Raw genomic sequence first — 14,351 nt, 5'->3', positions numbered from 1 at the left:
CCCACCCCCGAGCACGGCCCCGCCGCCGACGAGTCGTCGCCCCGCCCCGCGCCGCCCCCGGCCCCCGCGACGGCGCCCGCCGCGACCCCCGGGCCGCCTCCGCCGGGCCTGCCGGGCGAGGGGCCGCCGGTGAACCATCTGCCCACCATGGTCGCGGGGCAGAGCGCGCCCCAGGCACCCGGGCAACTTCCTGGCCCCGGCGCCCCGTCCCACCCGCAGATGCAGACACCCCCGCCCCCGTACCCGGCGTACGGCCACCCCCAGCAGCACCCCCAGCACGGAGTTCCGGGCATCGCCCCGCCCCACCCCGCCTACGGCGGCCTCGGTTCCACCCCGCCCTACGGCCCGCCGCCCTACGGCACGACCCCGCCGTACGGCCCGCCGCAGCCGCCGCCGCGAGGAGGCGGCCGTTCCACCGCGCTGCTCGTCGTGATCGCCCTGGTCGTCGCGCTCGCCGCCGGCGGGTCGGTGTACGCGCTGATGCAGGGCGGCGCCGACGACCGGACCGACGGCGGCCCCGGCCCCGGCCCCACGCAGAGCACGGGCGCGACCACTCCGGGCCCGTCCCCGACGACCTCGCAGCCGGACACCTCCCCTTCCCCGGCGGACGGCACGATCCCGACCGGGTACCTCGGCACCTGGACCACGACCATCGACAACGCCGACGGCGAGCACAGCCGTTCGCTCACCCTCCAGCAGGGCGAACCGGGCGACACGGTCCTGTCCCTCGTGGCCGACGGCCCCACCAAGGACGGTGGCACCTACCACTGCGTGTTCGAAGGGCGACTGACCGCGGAGCCCGCCACCGGCGGCGCGCTGAAGATCGGCCCGTCCACCGTGAAGGCCGGGCAGCCCCGCACCGCCTGCACCCCGGGCGCGGCCACCGAGGTCACCCTCCTCCCGGACGGCACGCTCCAGCGCGTGAACAGCAGCAGCGGGGAGCGGCTGACGTACACGAAGCAGTGACCGACTCCCGGTGACCGGGAGGCCGTTGCACGTCGGGCGGATTCCGGCCGACGTGCAACCGGAGAGGCGCTCGTACGGTCCTACGGTGCCCGGACGATCGCATCGTCCGGGCACCGGCGAGCTCTGTGCGCGTCCTGGCCGCGGGCCCCGTGATCCCGCCGGGCCGCCGACCGGCTCACCGCGGCTCCGGCGGCCGCTGCCGGGGCATGTTCGGCCGCGCGCCCCCCGCCGGGGGGACCGTGAACCGCCCGTTCACGCCCACCTCCGCCCCGCGCCCCGGCCCCGGGAACACCACCGCCTGCAACCCCGCCGGCGCGGCACACCCCGACCGGAACTCCCCCATCCAGTCCGCCGTCTCCACCCGCACCAGCTCCGTCACGTCCTCGGAGAACCTCCGCAGCACCCCGAGGCACCGCTCGGCGGCCTCGCCGGCCGTGCCCTCCGCCGGCCCCAGCACCTCCCGCACACTCTCCGCCGCCCAGTCGAACTGCAGCGCCTGCAGCCGCCGCTGCACGGCCTGCGCGGTGGCCACGTCCCGCATCCACCCGGACGTCACCCCGAAGTACCGGTCGACGGCCACACACGCCGCCCCCGCCAGCAGCGCCAGACACCCCCAGGGTGCGACCCCGCCCGCGGCCCCGGTCAGATCCAGCAGGGGCAGCGTGACCCCGGTGACCGCCCCGGCCGCGGTCCCGCAGCGCAGCACCCGCGCGCACCGCCGCTTCCACACCCGGTCCGCGAGGTACCAGGCCGCCGTCCGCAGCGCCCCGCGCTCCACCCACCGGTACAGCTCGTCCAGCCGGACCGCCGGCTCGCCCCAGTCCCCGAGCGGAAAGACCCGCCCGGTCAGATCGCCCGGCCGCAGCCCGGCCGCCGCCTGCTCGCCCCGCCCGTCCTGAGGCGGCCCCTCGGGCTGCATCTCCGGCTGACCCACCCGGCACTCCTCACTGACCACGAATGACCACGCACGGTTCACCCACCGATCACGCTGCGCGATGGACGAAAGCCTGCATCCTGGAACGCGCCCGACCCTTCCTACCTCCCAATGGGTGGCGAAGACGTAGCTTTCGCCTCTTTTCCGCCCGGAAGTATTCCTTGATCGGGTATAGGGCGCGAGGGGGACTCACTCGAAAGAGTGCTGGGGCGACGGCAGCCCCGACCACGTAGGCTCGTGCCGAACGGGAAAACCCGTACCGAGCAAGGAGCTGATCGTGATCCCCGGTGGTGGCCAGCCCAATATGCAGCAGCTGCTCCAGCAGGCCCAGAAGATGCAACAGGACCTGGCACAGGCGCAGGAGGAACTGGCGCAGACGGAGGTCGACGGGCAGGCGGGCGGCGGTCTGGTGACGGCCACCGTCACCGGCGCCGGCGAGCTGCGCGCCCTGAAGATCGACCCGAAGGCGGTGGATCCGGACGACACCGAGACCCTCGCCGACCTGGTCGTGGCGGCGGTCCAGGCGGCCAACGAGAACGCGCAGGCGCTCCAGCAGCAGAAACTGGGCCCGCTCGCGCAGGGTCTGGGCGGCGGCGGTATCCCCGGCCTGCCGTTCTGACCCGGCGCACCGCCTTCCTCCGACAGGCGGCAGACAACTACGGTACGTACGGGACGGTGCGTACCGACCCCGAAGACCCAGGAAGGGCAGTCCGTTGTACGAAGGCGTGGTCCAGGACCTGATCGACGAGCTGGGACGGCTGCCCGGCGTCGGTCCGAAGAGCGCCCAGCGGATCGCCTTCCACATCCTGCAGGCCGAGCCGACGGACGTCCGGCGCCTCGCGCAGGCCCTGACGGAGGTCAAGGCGAAGGTCCGCTTCTGCGCGACCTGCGGCAACATCGCACAGGAGGAGCTGTGCAACATCTGCCGCGACACCCGCCGTGACCCGGCCGTCGTCTGCGTGGTCGAGGAGCCGAAGGACGTCGTGGCGATCGAGCGCACGCGTGAGTTCCGGGGCCGCTACCACGTCCTGGGCGGCGCGATCAGCCCGATCGACGGCGTCGGCCCGGACGACCTGCGCATCAGAGAGCTCCTGGCCCGCCTGGCGGACGGGACGGTCACCGAGCTGATCCTGGCCACGGACCCGAATCTCGAAGGCGAGGCGACAGCGACGTACCTCGCCCGCATGATCAAGCCCATGGGCCTGAAGGTCACCCGCCTGGCCAGCGGCCTCCCGGTGGGTGGGGACCTGGAATACGCGGACGAGGTCACCCTCGGACGCGCCTTCGAGGGGAGACGACTCCTAGATGTCTGACGCCACGCTGCACGCGACCGAGCAGAACCCGGACGATTTCGCGGTCCAGATCGCGGACCAGATCGAGAGCTTTTTGGTCGCCGTCACGGAGGTCGCGAAGGGCGACGAGCCGGAATCGGCCGTGCCCTTCCTCCTCCTGGAGGTCTCCCAACTCCTCCTGGCCGGCGGCCGGCTCGGCGCGCACGAGGACATCGTGCCCGACGAGCGCTACGAACCCGACTCGGGTCCCGAGCCGGACGTCGACGAGCTCCGCGAGAACCTGGCCCGCCTGCTGGACCCGATCGACGTCTACTCGGAGGTCTTCGACCCCTACGAGCCCCGCAAGGCCCCGGTTCCGGCCCGCATCTCCGACGACCTCACGGACGTCATCACGGACCTGCGCCACGGCATGGCCCACTACCGGGCGGGCCGCACCTCGGAGGCCCTGTGGTGGTGGCAGTTCTCCTACTTCTCCAACTGGGGCTCCACCGCCTCGGCGAGCCTGAGGGCCCTCCAGTCGGTCCTCGCCCACGTCCGCCTCAACCAGCCCCTCGCCGAACTCGACGGTCTGGACACGGACCAGGGCATGGGCGACGACACGCTGGAGATCGAGGCGGGCCGGGTGATGACGGAGGAGATCGCGGAGCCACTGGGGCTGCGCCCGGCGACGTAGGCGGTCAGATCGAAACGGCCGTACCGGTGACGCCGATCCCGGTGTCAGCGCCCTCCGGAACGGACACCGTGATCACGCTCGGCCGTCCCATGTCGGCGCCCTGGTGGATCGTCAGCGTCGCCGGTGGCGTGACGAGACCGAGTTCCCTCAGATAGCCGCCGAACGCCGCCGCAGCCGCTCCCGTCGCCGGGTCCTCGGTCACGCCGCCGGGCGGGAACGGGTTGCGGGCGTGGAAGACGGTGGGTGACTCCCGCCGGACCAGGTCGATCGTGGTCCAGTCCCTGCGGGCCATGAGGGCGGTGAGCGCGGCCATGTCGTAGTCCAGGTCCGCCAGCCGCTCCCGGCTCGCTGCGGCGATGACCGGGTGCCAGGCCCCGGCGAAGGCCACCCGGGGCGGCAGCTCCGGATCCAGGTCCCGGGCCGACCAGCCCAGGATCGCCAGCAGTTCGGCGAGATCCGCCTCCTCGACCGGTGCCGTACGCGGTGCGACGCTCACGAGGGTCGCCACGACCGCGCCGTCCGCCGCCCGGTCCGTGGTGACGGTGACCGGACCCGCCGCGGTGCGCAGCAGCAGCCGCCCGGTGCCGTGCCGCTCCGCGTGGGCGACGGCCGTGGCGATCGTCGCGTGGCCGCAGAACGGCACCTCCGCCAGCGGGCTGAAGTACCTGACGTTCAGGGAGCCGTCGCAGGCCTCCACCACGAACGCCGTCTCCGAGTAGCCGACTTCGGCCGCCGTCGCCAGCATCGCCGCGTCGTCGGCGCCGCTCGCGTCGAGCACCACCCCCGCGGGGTTGCCGCCTTCGGGATCCGTGCTGAACGCCACGTAGCGCAGTATCTCCATGCCCAGACGGTAGCGCCCGGCCCCCGGTCACGCCGCGTGAATTGGGGGCACCTTGTACGTCCCCTGTACGCGGGCTGCACGGCCCCTGACCGGCGAAGCGCGAGGCTGGAGTCACTTCCACCGCGGCGAACGCGGAGGCAAGCAACTCCCTTCGGTCACTGGAGATGTCATGAGCCGTCGCCCCGCCCGCCGGAGCACAGCCATCGCCACCGCCACCGCGGTCCTGGCCGCCGGCACCTTCGCCCTCGGTGCCTCGGTCGCCGGAGCCGACTCGGGGAGCAAGGGCGAGAAGCGCGCCGAGCCGGTGACCAGGACGCAGGTGCTCGGGCTGTTCGACCACTGGAACGCCGCGCTGCGGACCGGCGACCCGAAGAAGGTCGCCGACCTGTACGCGAAGGACGCCGTCCTGCTGCCGACCGTCTCCGACCAGGTCCGCACGGACAGAGCCGGGATCCTCGGCTACTTCGAGCACTTCCTGCGGAACAAGCCGGTCGGGACGAAGACCGAGTCCGTCGTCAACGTCCTCGACCGCGACACCGTCATCGACACCGGCGTCTACGAGTTCGCGCTCACCGACCCCGCCACGGGTGAGAAGAGCACCGTCAAGGCCCGCTACACCTACGCCTACGAGAAGCAGCCGAACGGCACGTGGCTGATCGTCAACCACCACTCCTCGAAGATGCCGCAGGGCTGAGCCGGGTCAGCCGCCGCCCCGGTGGGACGCCCGCAGCGTGATCGTCACGCACAGGCCGCGACCCGGGGCGTCCGTCAGCGCCACGGTCCCGCCGTCGTCCGTCGCCAGCTGTTTGACGACGGCGAGACCGAGGCCGGAGCCGGACTTCCCGGTCAGGCCCTGGCCGCGCCAGAAGCGGTCGAAGGCACGGGACTTCTCGGCGTCGGACATGCCGGGCCCCTCGTCGAGGACCGACACCCCCACCACATCGCCCCGGGGCTCCACCCGCACGGTGATCGTCCCGCCGTCGGGCGAGACCTCCAGGGCGTTGGAGAGCACGTTGTCCAGCATCTGGTCCAGATGACCGGGGCTGGCCAGCACAGACGGCCGGCCGTCGGCACTCCCCCCGAGCGCGATGGTGACTCCGCGCTCGTCGGCGGCCGGCCTCCACACGGCGAGCCGCTCCCGCACGATGTCCAACAGCGGGAGCGGCTCGGCCGCCGCCACCTTCGCCTCGGCCCGGGCCAGCACCAGCAGCCCGCTGACCAGCCGGCTCATCCGGACGACCTCCGCCGTCGCCTGCTCCACGTCCTCCCGTACGAACTCGTCGTCCACCCCGTCCGCGATGTTGTCCAGGGACAGCCGCAACGCCGTGAGGGGGGTGCGCAGTTGGTGGGAGGCGTCCGCGACGAAGATGCGCTGGGCCGCGATCAGGGTGTCCAGGCGTTCGGCGCCCTGGTTGAGGGTGCGCGCCAGGGTCTGGGTCTCGGGCGGGCCCGTCACGGGGGAGCGGGCGGTCAGATCGCCGTCGCTGAACTTGCTGGCCATGTCGTTGAGCTGGCGCAGCGGCCGGGTGAGGCGCCGGGCCACCGCGACGCCGAGCAGCGCGGCCACCCCGAGGACGAGCACGGCGAGGATCGCCCGGAAGCCCCAGATCTGCCACAGGCGGCCGGTCATCTCGTCGGTCGAGTACACGACGCGCACGGCACCGACGACCCGGTCCGTGCCGGCCGCGTGGGCGGGCACCGTGACCTCGAGTTCGGGGCCCCAGATGAAGGAGGAGCCCCAGTTCGTGGTGGGCGTGCCCTCCTCCAGGGCCCGGGTCAGTGCCGCGTCCGCCGCCGGCCGCGGCAGGTCCGCCGCGCAGCTCGCGGTGCGGGTCACCTGGATCTCGTCGTCGTAGGCCCCGGCCATCTCCTCGAGCGCCTGGCAGGAGGCGGCCCGGCCGTCGCCCAGCAGCAGGGCCATGGCGTGGGCCTCGCGCAGGACGGCCGACCTGGTGTCACCGCGCAGCTGGTCCGTGAGCGTGAACGCCACCGGCACGGTGAACAGCGCGATGGCGACCGCCACGAGCAGGACGTAGCTGCGGACGAGCTGGCGGATCATGAGGCGGCGCCGCTCCCGCCCGTGCCGGGCTCCCCGGTGATCTCGAGGCGGAAGCCGACCCCGCGCACCGCCTCGATGACGATCGCCCCCGCGAGCTTGCGCCGCAGCGCCGCCACGTGCACGTCCAGCGTCTTCGTCGGCCCGAACCAGTTCGCGTCCCAGACCGCTTCCATGATCTGCTCGCGCGACATCAGCGCCCCGGGCTCCTCGGTGAGGAAGGCCAGCAGGTCGTACTCCTTGGGCGCGAGGGCGACCTCCTCGCCGTCCACGCGCACCCGGGCCGCCCTGCGGTCGATCGTCAGACGGGTGCCGTAGCGGTCGGGGCCGGCGTCGGGCGTCTGCGCGGGGGTGCGGGGCTGCGCGCGGCGCATGACCGCCCTTATCCGCGCGATGACCTCCCGGACGCCGAACGGCTTGGTGACGTAGTCGTCCGCGCCGAGCTCCAGGCCGACCACCCGGTCCGTCTCGTCGCTGCGGGCGCTGATCACGATGATCGGGATGTCGCCGCGCCCGCGCAGCGTTTTGCAGACGTCCAGGCCGTCGGCGTCGGGCAGGCCGAGATCCAGCAGGACGACGTCGTAGGGACCCTCGTGCCCGAGGGCCGCCTCCCCCGTGGTGACCCACTCGACCTCGAAGCCGTAGCGCCGCAGGCCACGGCGCAGGGACTCGGCGACCGGTTCATCGTCTTCCACCAGGAGTACGCGCACAGGCGAACCCTAGTGCTTGAAAGTTGGGGCACAGGGCTCGGCCCACGTGTGATTGTGACGCCGGGCACTTTCTCGCGTGGCCGGTGCCGAGATGGGCATGAGCAGCTCTGAGCGAGTACCCCGGAAGTCTCACCATGCGATATCGCGGAAGGGATTTTCGGACGCTCGTTAGACTGAGCCGACCGCGGTACGAATGCGTATGAGCGGATAGAGACGGATTGAGCGAGGAGCGCACGTGGGCCTTGTCGTGCAGAAGTACGGAGGCTCCTCCGTAGCCGATGCCGAGGGCATCAAGCGCGTCGCCAAGCGGATCGTGGAAGCGAAGCAGAACGGCAACCAGGTGGTTGCCGTGGTTTCCGCGATGGGCGACACGACGGACGAGCTGATCGATCTCGCCGAGCAGGTTTCCCCGATGCCTGCCGGGCGCGAGCTCGACATGCTGCTGACCGCCGGAGAGCGGATCTCCATGGCCCTGCTGGCCATGGCGATCAAAAAGCTGGGCCACGAGGCCCAGTCGTTCACCGGCAGCCAGGCGGGTGTCATCACCGACTCGGTCCACAACAAGGCCCGGATCATCGACGTCACGCCGGGCCGGATCAAGACCTCCGTGGACGAGGGCAACATCGCGATCGTCGCCGGTTTCCAGGGCGTCAGCCAGGACACCAAGGACATCACCACCCTCGGCCGTGGCGGCTCCGACACCACGGCGGTGGCTCTCGCCGCCGCCCTCGACGCCGACGTCTGTGAGATCTACACCGACGTCGACGGCGTGTTCACCGCCGACCCGCGGGTGGTGAAGAAGGCCCGGAAGATCGACTGGATCTCCTTCGAGGACATGCTCGAACTGGCGGCGTCCGGGTCGAAGGTGCTGCTCCACCGCTGTGTGGAGTACGCCCGCCGGTACAACATCCCGATCCACGTCCGGTCCAGCTTCAGCGGACTCCAGGGCACATGGGTCAGCAGCGAGCCGATTACGCAAGGGGACAAGCAGGTGGAGCAGGCTCTCATCTCCGGTGTCGCGCACGACACCTCCGAGGCCAAGGTCACGGTCGTCGGCGTGCCGGACAAGCCGGGCGAGGCGGCCTCGATCTTCCGCACGATCGCCGACGCCGAGATCAACATCGACATGGTCGTGCAGAACGTGTCCGCCGCCTCCACGGGCCTGACGGACATCTCCTTCACGCTGCCGAAGACCGAGGGCCGCAAGGCCATCGACGCGCTGGAGAAGAACAAGGCCGGCATCGGCTTCGACTCGCTGCGCTACGACGACCAGATCGGCAAGATCTCCCTCGTCGGCGCCGGCATGAAGACCAACCCGGGTGTCACGGCCGACTTCTTCACGGCCCTGTCCGACGCGGGCGTGAACATCGAGCTGATCTCGACCTCCGAGATCCGCATCTCGGTCGTCACCCGCGCCGACGACGTGCCCGAGGCCGTCCGGGCCGTGCACTCCGCGTTCGGACTCGACTCCGACAGCGACGAAGCCGTCGTCTACGGAGGCACCGGCCGCTGATGGCCGACCTCCGACAGGACGCCCGGACCGGACGGTCCGGGCGTCCGACGCTCGCCGTGGTGGGAGCGACCGGAGCCGTCGGCACGGTCATGCTCCGGATCCTGTCCCAGCGGGCGGACATCTGGGGCGAGATCCGGCTGATCGCCTCCCCGCGCTCGGCCGGCCGCAAGCTGACCGTGCGCGGCGAGGAGACCGAGGTCGCGGCGCTCACCGAGGAAGCCTTCGACGGGGTCGACGTCGCCATGTTCGACGTCCCCGACGAGATCGCCGAGCGGTGGGCGCCCATCGCCGCCGCCAAGGGCGCGGTGGTGGTCGACAACTCCGGCGTGTTCCGGATGGACCCGGACGTGCCGCTCGTCGTGCCCGAGGTCAACCCGCACGCCGTACGGATGCGCCCGCGCGGGATCATCGCCAACCCCAGCTGCACGACGCTCTCCATGATCGTGGCCTTGGGCGCGCTGCACGCCGAGTTCGGGCTGCGCGAGCTGGTCGCCTCCTCGTACCAGGCCGTCAGCGGTGCCGGACGCGCCGGTGTGGCGACGCTGCGGCAGCAGCTGTCCCTGGTCGCGGGCACGGAGCTGGGGACCGGCCCCGGCGACGTACGCCGGGCCGTGGGGGACCACACCGGGCCGTTCCCGGAGCCGGTCGCGCTGAACGTCGTGCCGTGGGCCGGTACGGCGCGCGAGGACGGCTGGTCGTCGGAGGAGATGAAGGTGCGGGACGAGTCCCGCAAGATCCTCGGGCTGCCCCGCCTTCCCGTGGCCGTCACCTGTGTCCGGGTGCCGGTGATCACCACGCACTCCCTGACCGTGCACGCCCGCTTCGAGAGCGAGGTCACCGTCGACAAGGCCCGCGAGATCCTCGCCACGGCGCCCGGGGTCGTGCTTTTCGACAACCCGGCCGCGGGGGAGTTCCCGACCCCCGCCGACGTGGTCGGCACCGACCCGACCTGGGTCGGGCGGGTCCGGCGGGCGCTGGACGACCCCACGGCGCTCGAACTGTTCGTGTGCGGGGACAATCTGCGCAAGGGGTCCGCGCTCAACACCGCTCAGATCGCCGAGCTCGTCGCGGCCGAGCTGCCCTGACCGGGGTGGCCGCCCGGGTTTCGTGAAGTTTCGCGTCGCCGAAACTCCCGGCCGATGTCAGAGGCGGTTTGTAGGATCTGAGGACGACATGTGAGCCGGTCGATGGTCCGGACCACTTGTTTCGTGGCGCTTCGGCATCAGAGGATTTAGCTCCCCGTCCTCCGCAACCGTGCGGAGGGCGGGGAGCGTCTTTGCGGTCGCCCTTCGGCCGTGGGAGCGCTTCATCAGGCGTGGGGACGCCTGGAACCGGGCGTGGGGACGTCCGTTCACATCTGGACATAGGGGAAGAGCGGGGCGCATGAGGGCATTTAATGCACCATCGGTTGTGCTGCCTGACGCGGGTAGACCGCCGACGACGACGGTCGGCGTGAAAGTGATGCCCGGCACGTACAACCCTCACGGGGGTCAGCGTGTCCAACAGGCGTGGCAGAGGTACTCGACTTCAGCGCGGCACGCGGCACGGTCCTTCGACCGCCCCGTCCGGCGGCTCTACGACCCCGCATGGCCGGTACGCCCGGTGGCATGCCGGTGATCGCGCCCGTGCCCGCAGCGCGGCCGGCCCGCATACCCAACCAGCGTGACGGCGCAGAGGACGGCGTAGCGGCCGGCACCTCCGTCGACCACCTCACCGAGACCTACCGCGCGCACTACCGCTCGCTGCTGGGTCTCGCCGCCCTCCTCCTCGACGACACCGCCTCCTGCGAGGACGTCGTGCAGGAGGCGTTCATCCGTGTCCACTCCGCCCGCAAGCGGGTCCGCGACCCCGAGAAGACCCTGGCGTACCTGCGCCAGACCGTCGTCAACCTCTCGCGCTCCGCGCTGCGCCGCCGCATACTCGGCCTGAAGCTGCTGTCGAAGCCGATGCCCGACATGGCCAGCGCCGAGGAAGGCGCCTACGACCAGCTGGAGCGCGACTCCCTCATCAAGGCGATGAAGGGGCTGCAGCGCCGCCAGCGCGAGGTGCTGGTGCTGCGCTACTTCGCGGACATGACCGAAGCGCAGGTCGCCGAGACGCTCGGCGTATCGCTGGGCTCGGTCAAGGCGTACGGCTCGCGCGGTATCGCGGCGCTCAGGGTCGCCATGGAGGCGTCGGCATGAGTGACGGCAACGGCGCGGGCGGCAAGGGGCGCGACGGCCCCGAGCCCGTCGAGCGCCTCGAAGAGTGGCAGACGCCGACAAGGCTGCACGGGCAAGATCCGAAGCAATCGCACGCTGGGAACGGAACTGTGAACCACGGCCCCGACGACCAGAGCCCCGACGGGCTCGACTCGGACGAGCTGGACCTGCGCACGATGCTGCACCAGGTGGTGCAGGAGGTGGAGCCGCGCGACGGCACCCTGGACTATCTGCGGAAGGCGGTGCCCCAGCGGCGGACCCGCAAGCGGCAGGCCGTCGTCGGCATGGCCGCCGCCGCGCTCTTCATCGGCACCGCCATCCCCGCCCTGGTGCACGTCTCCAACGCCACCGGCTCCGACGCCAACCCGTCCGCCATCGGCCACGCCTCCGAGACCCAGGGCGGCTCGGGAGAGGGCAAGGGCCCGGACGGCGGCGAGAGCACCGCGGGCGGCTCCTCCGGCAAGACCGAGGGCAAGGAGAAGGACGACAAGAAGGAGAAGGACAAGGGCAAGGGATCCGGCGCCTCCACCGGCGCGTCCCAGGGCGGAACCGACCCCTCCTCCACCACCGCCGCCGGCATCCCGGCGTGCACCCCGGCCCAGCTCGGCCCCGCCTCGGGAAGCAGCAACGCCCCTGACTCCACGGGCGCCGTCTCCGGCTCCTTCCGTGTCACCAACGTCTCCGGCGCGGCCTGTACGGTCACCGGCCCCGGCTCGGTGAGCGCGCTGCCGCAGGGCGCGGCCGACATCAGCAAGGTCGGTGCGGTCCGGCACACCGCCGGGGACGCGGCGGCCGGGCTCCTGCCCGACCCGTCCCTGGAGGCCGCCCAGCTGGTGCTCCAGCCGGGCATCGGCTACGACGTGAAGTTCGCCTGGGTCCCCTCCGAGACCTGCCCCACCCCCGGCGGCAGCGTCGGCGGCCCCGATCCCAGCCCCGACCCCACCCCGTCGGAGGACCCGACGACCACGGCCGGCACCTCCACCGGCGGCGACACGGGCACGGCCCCGCAGCTGGCCACGGAGGACGGCACGGTCGACGGCAGCGTGGCGGTGACGTACACCCCGGCCACGGGCTCGGGCGCGAGCTCGGTGACGGTGTCCAACGCGTGCGCGGGGACGGTGTACTGGACGGGCGTGCTGGCGGGGGCGTAGCCACGGGGTGCGGGTTGCTGATCCCGCTTGGCTGCGGGCAGTCGTGCCTCCCCCAGTGCCTTAAGGGCCTGGGAGGTGCCCCCAGGGCGGCACGGGTGGGCGATGGGGGTACCCCCTGCTCGAGCGCAGCCGAGAGCTTGGGGGAGGCACCCCGCCACGCCGGGCCGCAGACCCACCCGGCCCGGGCGAAGGCGCCGCTCAGTTCACAGCGGCGTCCACAGCGACAGGCTCCTCACCCGTCACCAGCCCCAGCTCCGCGTCGCGCGCGGACTCCACCTCACGCCGTACCAGCCGGAACCACATGAAGATCACGAACCCCACGAAGGCGAACCACTCGGCGGTGTAGCCCAGGTTCTGGAACGCCTTCAGATCAAGCCCCGAATCCGGCGGCGCGGCAGCCGGCACCGCCTTCATCCCCGAGTCACCCGTCGTCAGCGTGACCCACGCGTCGTACACGTCGTACGGCACCAGATTCACCAGCGACGCCGCACTGATCGCAGAGGTCTGCCCGGCCGGCAGCCCGCCCTGCGCACTGACCCCGTTGTCCCCCGGCGTCTCCGACGCCTGCAGCGCCCCGGTGACGGTGACCTCACCGGCCGGCGGTGCGGGAACCTTCGCCGCGCCGGCGTCCCCGGGCAGCCATCCCCGCACCACGGGCAGCGCCTCACCCGAGCCGGTCCGCAGCAGCGTCAGCACGTAGAAGCCCTGCTTGCCGTCGAGCTCCCGCCCGGGCACCAGCAGCTGCTTGCCGTACCGCCCGCCGGCGGTGACCAGCTTCCCTGAGGTGGCCTTGGTCACCGGCAGCATGTCCTCGAGGGGCCGGGGCGCCTCGTGCCGCGCCTCGGAGACCTGCTCGGTCGCGGTGCGATGGTCCTGCACACGGTCCTCGAACCGGCCCAGCTGCCAGGACCCCATGAAGATGCAGAAGGGGATGGACAACAGCACGAAGACGTTGATCCCCCACCATCGGGGCGTCAGCAGAAACCGGTACACACCCCCACGGTACGGGGCTGCCGGGCAGGCCCGGCCCGCGGGGGTCGGCAACGGCCCGGGCCCGTCGGCGGGTTCCGGCCGGCGAGGTCGCTCCGTACGGTCAGTCCCTCCGGGCCCGGATCGAGTACATCAGCGGAATCCGCGGCCGGCACTCCGGAAAGCGGAAGTAACCGTCCCGCCGCTCGAAGCTCCCGAACCGCCGGAACAGCGACACGTCGTGCTCGTGCAGGAACTCGATCCGCAGCCCGGCCGCCGCGAGCGCCGAGACGACCTCCCCGACCGGGTGCTGCCACTCGACCCGCCGGCTGTGCGTGAACTCGGCTCCGGCCGCGTACGACCCGGCGCTCTCCTCGACCCAGGCGTCACGGGCGAAGTAGTCGTGCGTGATCCGCGAGCCGGTCTCGTCGTCGAGGACGTCCGTGAGCGGGTGGAACTCGCTGAGGTAGAGGAACCCGCCGGGTGCCACCAGCGACGCGACGGTCTCCGCCCAGCGCCCGATGTCGGGCAGCCAGCACAGCGCGCCGACCCCGGTGTACACGATGTCGTACGACGGGTCCGGGACCGCGGCCGCCGCGTCGTACACGTCCGCCGCGACGAACGCCGCCCGCTCCGGGCCCAGCCCGAGGTCGCGCGCGAGCTCGCGGGCCAGGTCGATCGCGGGTTCGGAGAAGTCGAGCCCGACGACGCGGGCGGCGCCGTGCCGGGCCCAGGACAGCGTGTCGAGGCCGATGTGGCACTGCAGGTGCAGCAGAGAGCGGTTGCCGACATCACCGACCTCGGCGAGCTCGAAGTCGCGCAAGGGGTCCTGACCGGCCCGGAAGGCGTCCAGATCGTAGAAATCACCGGCGACGTGCAGCGGGACCCGCTCGTCCCAGTGGGCGCGGTTGGCCTCATTCCAGTCGGCCGGGGTGGGGGAGTACAAGGGTGTGACTCCTGACCTGCTCGGGAGGGGGACCGGTGGAGGTTATCCACAGGCTGGGGACCTCGCCAGCGAATTGCCGGCCGGGGCGGGCAGTATGGG

General features: G+C 72.0%; 14 protein-coding genes and 1 pseudogene. 9 read left to right on the top strand and 6 right to left on the bottom strand.

Translation table 11 applies throughout. The features are described from left to right. Positions 1–966: pseudogene (locus tag IO24_RS0128645) on the top strand (serine/threonine protein kinase); the annotation flags it as partial. A gap of 175 nt (positions 967–1,141) precedes the next feature. Here IO24_RS0128645 and IO24_RS0128640 read toward each other — a convergent pair. Further along, positions 1,142–1,900, bottom strand: coding sequence for an SLATT domain-containing protein (locus IO24_RS0128640; protein WP_031140500.1), 759 nt, complete (start codon positions 1,898–1,900; stop codon positions 1,142–1,144). A gap of 277 nt (positions 1,901–2,177) precedes the next feature. Here IO24_RS0128640 and IO24_RS0128635 point away from each other — a divergent pair, with 277 nt between their 5' ends. The 3 genes from IO24_RS0128635 to IO24_RS0128625 all read left to right on the top strand — a co-directional run bounded on the left by IO24_RS0128635 (position 2,178) and on the right by IO24_RS0128625 (position 3,865). Continuing rightward, on the top strand, positions 2,178–2,519 hold the full coding sequence (locus IO24_RS0128635; RefSeq protein WP_078899404.1) for a YbaB/EbfC family nucleoid-associated protein: 342 nt from the start codon (positions 2,178–2,180) through the stop codon (positions 2,517–2,519). A gap of 94 nt (positions 2,520–2,613) precedes the next feature. After that, positions 2,614–3,213, top strand: a complete 600-nt coding sequence (recR, locus tag IO24_RS0128630; RefSeq protein ID WP_031140496.1) for a recombination mediator RecR — start codon at positions 2,614–2,616, stop codon at positions 3,211–3,213. Next, on the top strand, positions 3,206–3,865 hold the full coding sequence (locus IO24_RS0128625; RefSeq protein ID WP_031140493.1) for a DUF5063 domain-containing protein: 660 nt from the start codon (positions 3,206–3,208) through the stop codon (positions 3,863–3,865). The genes recR and IO24_RS0128625 overlap by 8 nt, the downstream gene beginning before the upstream one ends. A gap of 4 nt (positions 3,866–3,869) precedes the next feature. Here the strand turns inward: IO24_RS0128625 and IO24_RS0128620 are convergent, their stop codons facing one another. Next, the gene (locus IO24_RS0128620) at positions 3,870–4,706 is read right to left on the bottom strand and encodes a PhzF family phenazine biosynthesis protein (protein WP_031140491.1); all 837 of its coding nucleotides are present in this window, start codon (positions 4,704–4,706) and stop codon (positions 3,870–3,872) included. A gap of 169 nt (positions 4,707–4,875) precedes the next feature. Between IO24_RS0128620 and IO24_RS0128615 the strand changes: the two genes are divergently transcribed. Then, on the top strand, positions 4,876–5,400 hold the full coding sequence (locus IO24_RS0128615) for an SgcJ/EcaC family oxidoreductase (RefSeq protein ID WP_031140489.1): 525 nt from the start codon (positions 4,876–4,878) through the stop codon (positions 5,398–5,400). A 6-nt stretch (positions 5,401–5,406) separates the two neighbouring features. Here IO24_RS0128615 and IO24_RS0128610 read toward each other — a convergent pair whose 3' ends face one another. Both IO24_RS0128610 and IO24_RS0128605 read right to left on the bottom strand, forming a co-directional pair. Then, positions 5,407–6,765, bottom strand: a complete 1,359-nt coding sequence (locus IO24_RS0128610) for a sensor histidine kinase (protein WP_031140487.1) — start codon at positions 6,763–6,765, stop codon at positions 5,407–5,409. Then, positions 6,762–7,472, bottom strand: a complete 711-nt coding sequence (locus tag IO24_RS0128605) for a response regulator transcription factor (protein ID WP_031140485.1) — start codon at positions 7,470–7,472, stop codon at positions 6,762–6,764. Before IO24_RS0128605 ends, IO24_RS0128610 begins: the two co-directional genes overlap by 4 nt. A gap of 235 nt (positions 7,473–7,707) precedes the next feature. On the opposite strand from IO24_RS0128605, the gene IO24_RS0128600 reads away from it, so the two are divergent. The 4 genes from IO24_RS0128600 (at position 7,708) to IO24_RS0128585 (ending at position 12,337) form a co-directional block, all read left to right on the top strand. Beyond that, positions 7,708–8,985 (top strand): aspartate kinase, encoded by a 1,278-nt coding sequence (locus IO24_RS0128600; protein WP_031140483.1) that lies wholly within the window; start codon positions 7,708–7,710, stop codon positions 8,983–8,985. Beyond that, positions 8,985–10,070: an aspartate-semialdehyde dehydrogenase gene (locus IO24_RS0128595; protein WP_031140481.1), complete on the top strand. Its 1,086-nt coding sequence runs from the start codon at positions 8,985–8,987 to the stop codon at positions 10,068–10,070. The genes IO24_RS0128600 and IO24_RS0128595 overlap by 1 nt, the downstream gene beginning before the upstream one ends. A gap of 522 nt (positions 10,071–10,592) precedes the next feature. Further along, the gene (locus tag IO24_RS0128590; RefSeq protein ID WP_031140479.1) at positions 10,593–11,168 is read left to right on the top strand and encodes a SigE family RNA polymerase sigma factor; all 576 of its coding nucleotides are present in this window, start codon (positions 10,593–10,595) and stop codon (positions 11,166–11,168) included. Between the two features lie 128 nt (positions 11,169–11,296). Then, a complete protein-coding gene (locus IO24_RS0128585; protein ID WP_031140477.1) occupies positions 11,297–12,337 on the top strand; it encodes a hypothetical protein in 1,041 nt (346 codons plus the stop codon). A 198-nt stretch (positions 12,338–12,535) separates the two neighbouring features. Here IO24_RS0128585 and IO24_RS0128580 read toward each other — a convergent pair whose 3' ends face one another. Then, on the bottom strand, positions 12,536–13,330 hold the full coding sequence (locus IO24_RS0128580; RefSeq protein ID WP_037668659.1) for an SURF1 family protein: 795 nt from the start codon (positions 13,328–13,330) through the stop codon (positions 12,536–12,538). Positions 13,331–13,430: 100 nt separating this feature from the next. Next, a complete protein-coding gene (locus IO24_RS0128575) occupies positions 13,431–14,252 on the bottom strand; it encodes a class I SAM-dependent methyltransferase (RefSeq protein ID WP_031140473.1) in 822 nt (273 codons plus the stop codon). Positions 14,253–14,351 lie beyond the last annotated feature (99 nt).

Source organism: Streptomyces flavovariabilis (genome assembly GCF_000725785.1).
Taxonomy (GTDB): domain Bacteria; phylum Actinomycetota; class Actinomycetes; order Streptomycetales; family Streptomycetaceae; genus Streptomyces; species Streptomyces hawaiiensis.
This window is presented reverse-complemented; position numbering and strand designations above follow the sequence as displayed.

Coding starts and splice junctions, on each gene's coding strand:
- IO24_RS0128625 (WP_031140493.1), top strand. CDS start 3,206: ATGTCTGACGCCACGCTGCACGCGACCGAGCAGAACCCGGACGATTTC.
- IO24_RS0128620 (WP_031140491.1), bottom strand. CDS start 4,706: ATGGAGATACTGCGCTACGTGGCGTTCAGCACGGATCCCGAAGGCGGC.
- IO24_RS0128615 (WP_031140489.1), top strand. CDS start 4,876: ATGAGCCGTCGCCCCGCCCGCCGGAGCACAGCCATCGCCACCGCCACC.
- IO24_RS0128610 (WP_031140487.1), bottom strand. CDS start 6,765: ATGATCCGCCAGCTCGTCCGCAGCTACGTCCTGCTCGTGGCGGTCGCC.
- IO24_RS0128595 (WP_031140481.1), top strand. CDS start 8,985: ATGGCCGACCTCCGACAGGACGCCCGGACCGGACGGTCCGGGCGTCCG.
- IO24_RS0128590 (WP_031140479.1), top strand. CDS start 10,593: ATGCCGGTGATCGCGCCCGTGCCCGCAGCGCGGCCGGCCCGCATACCC.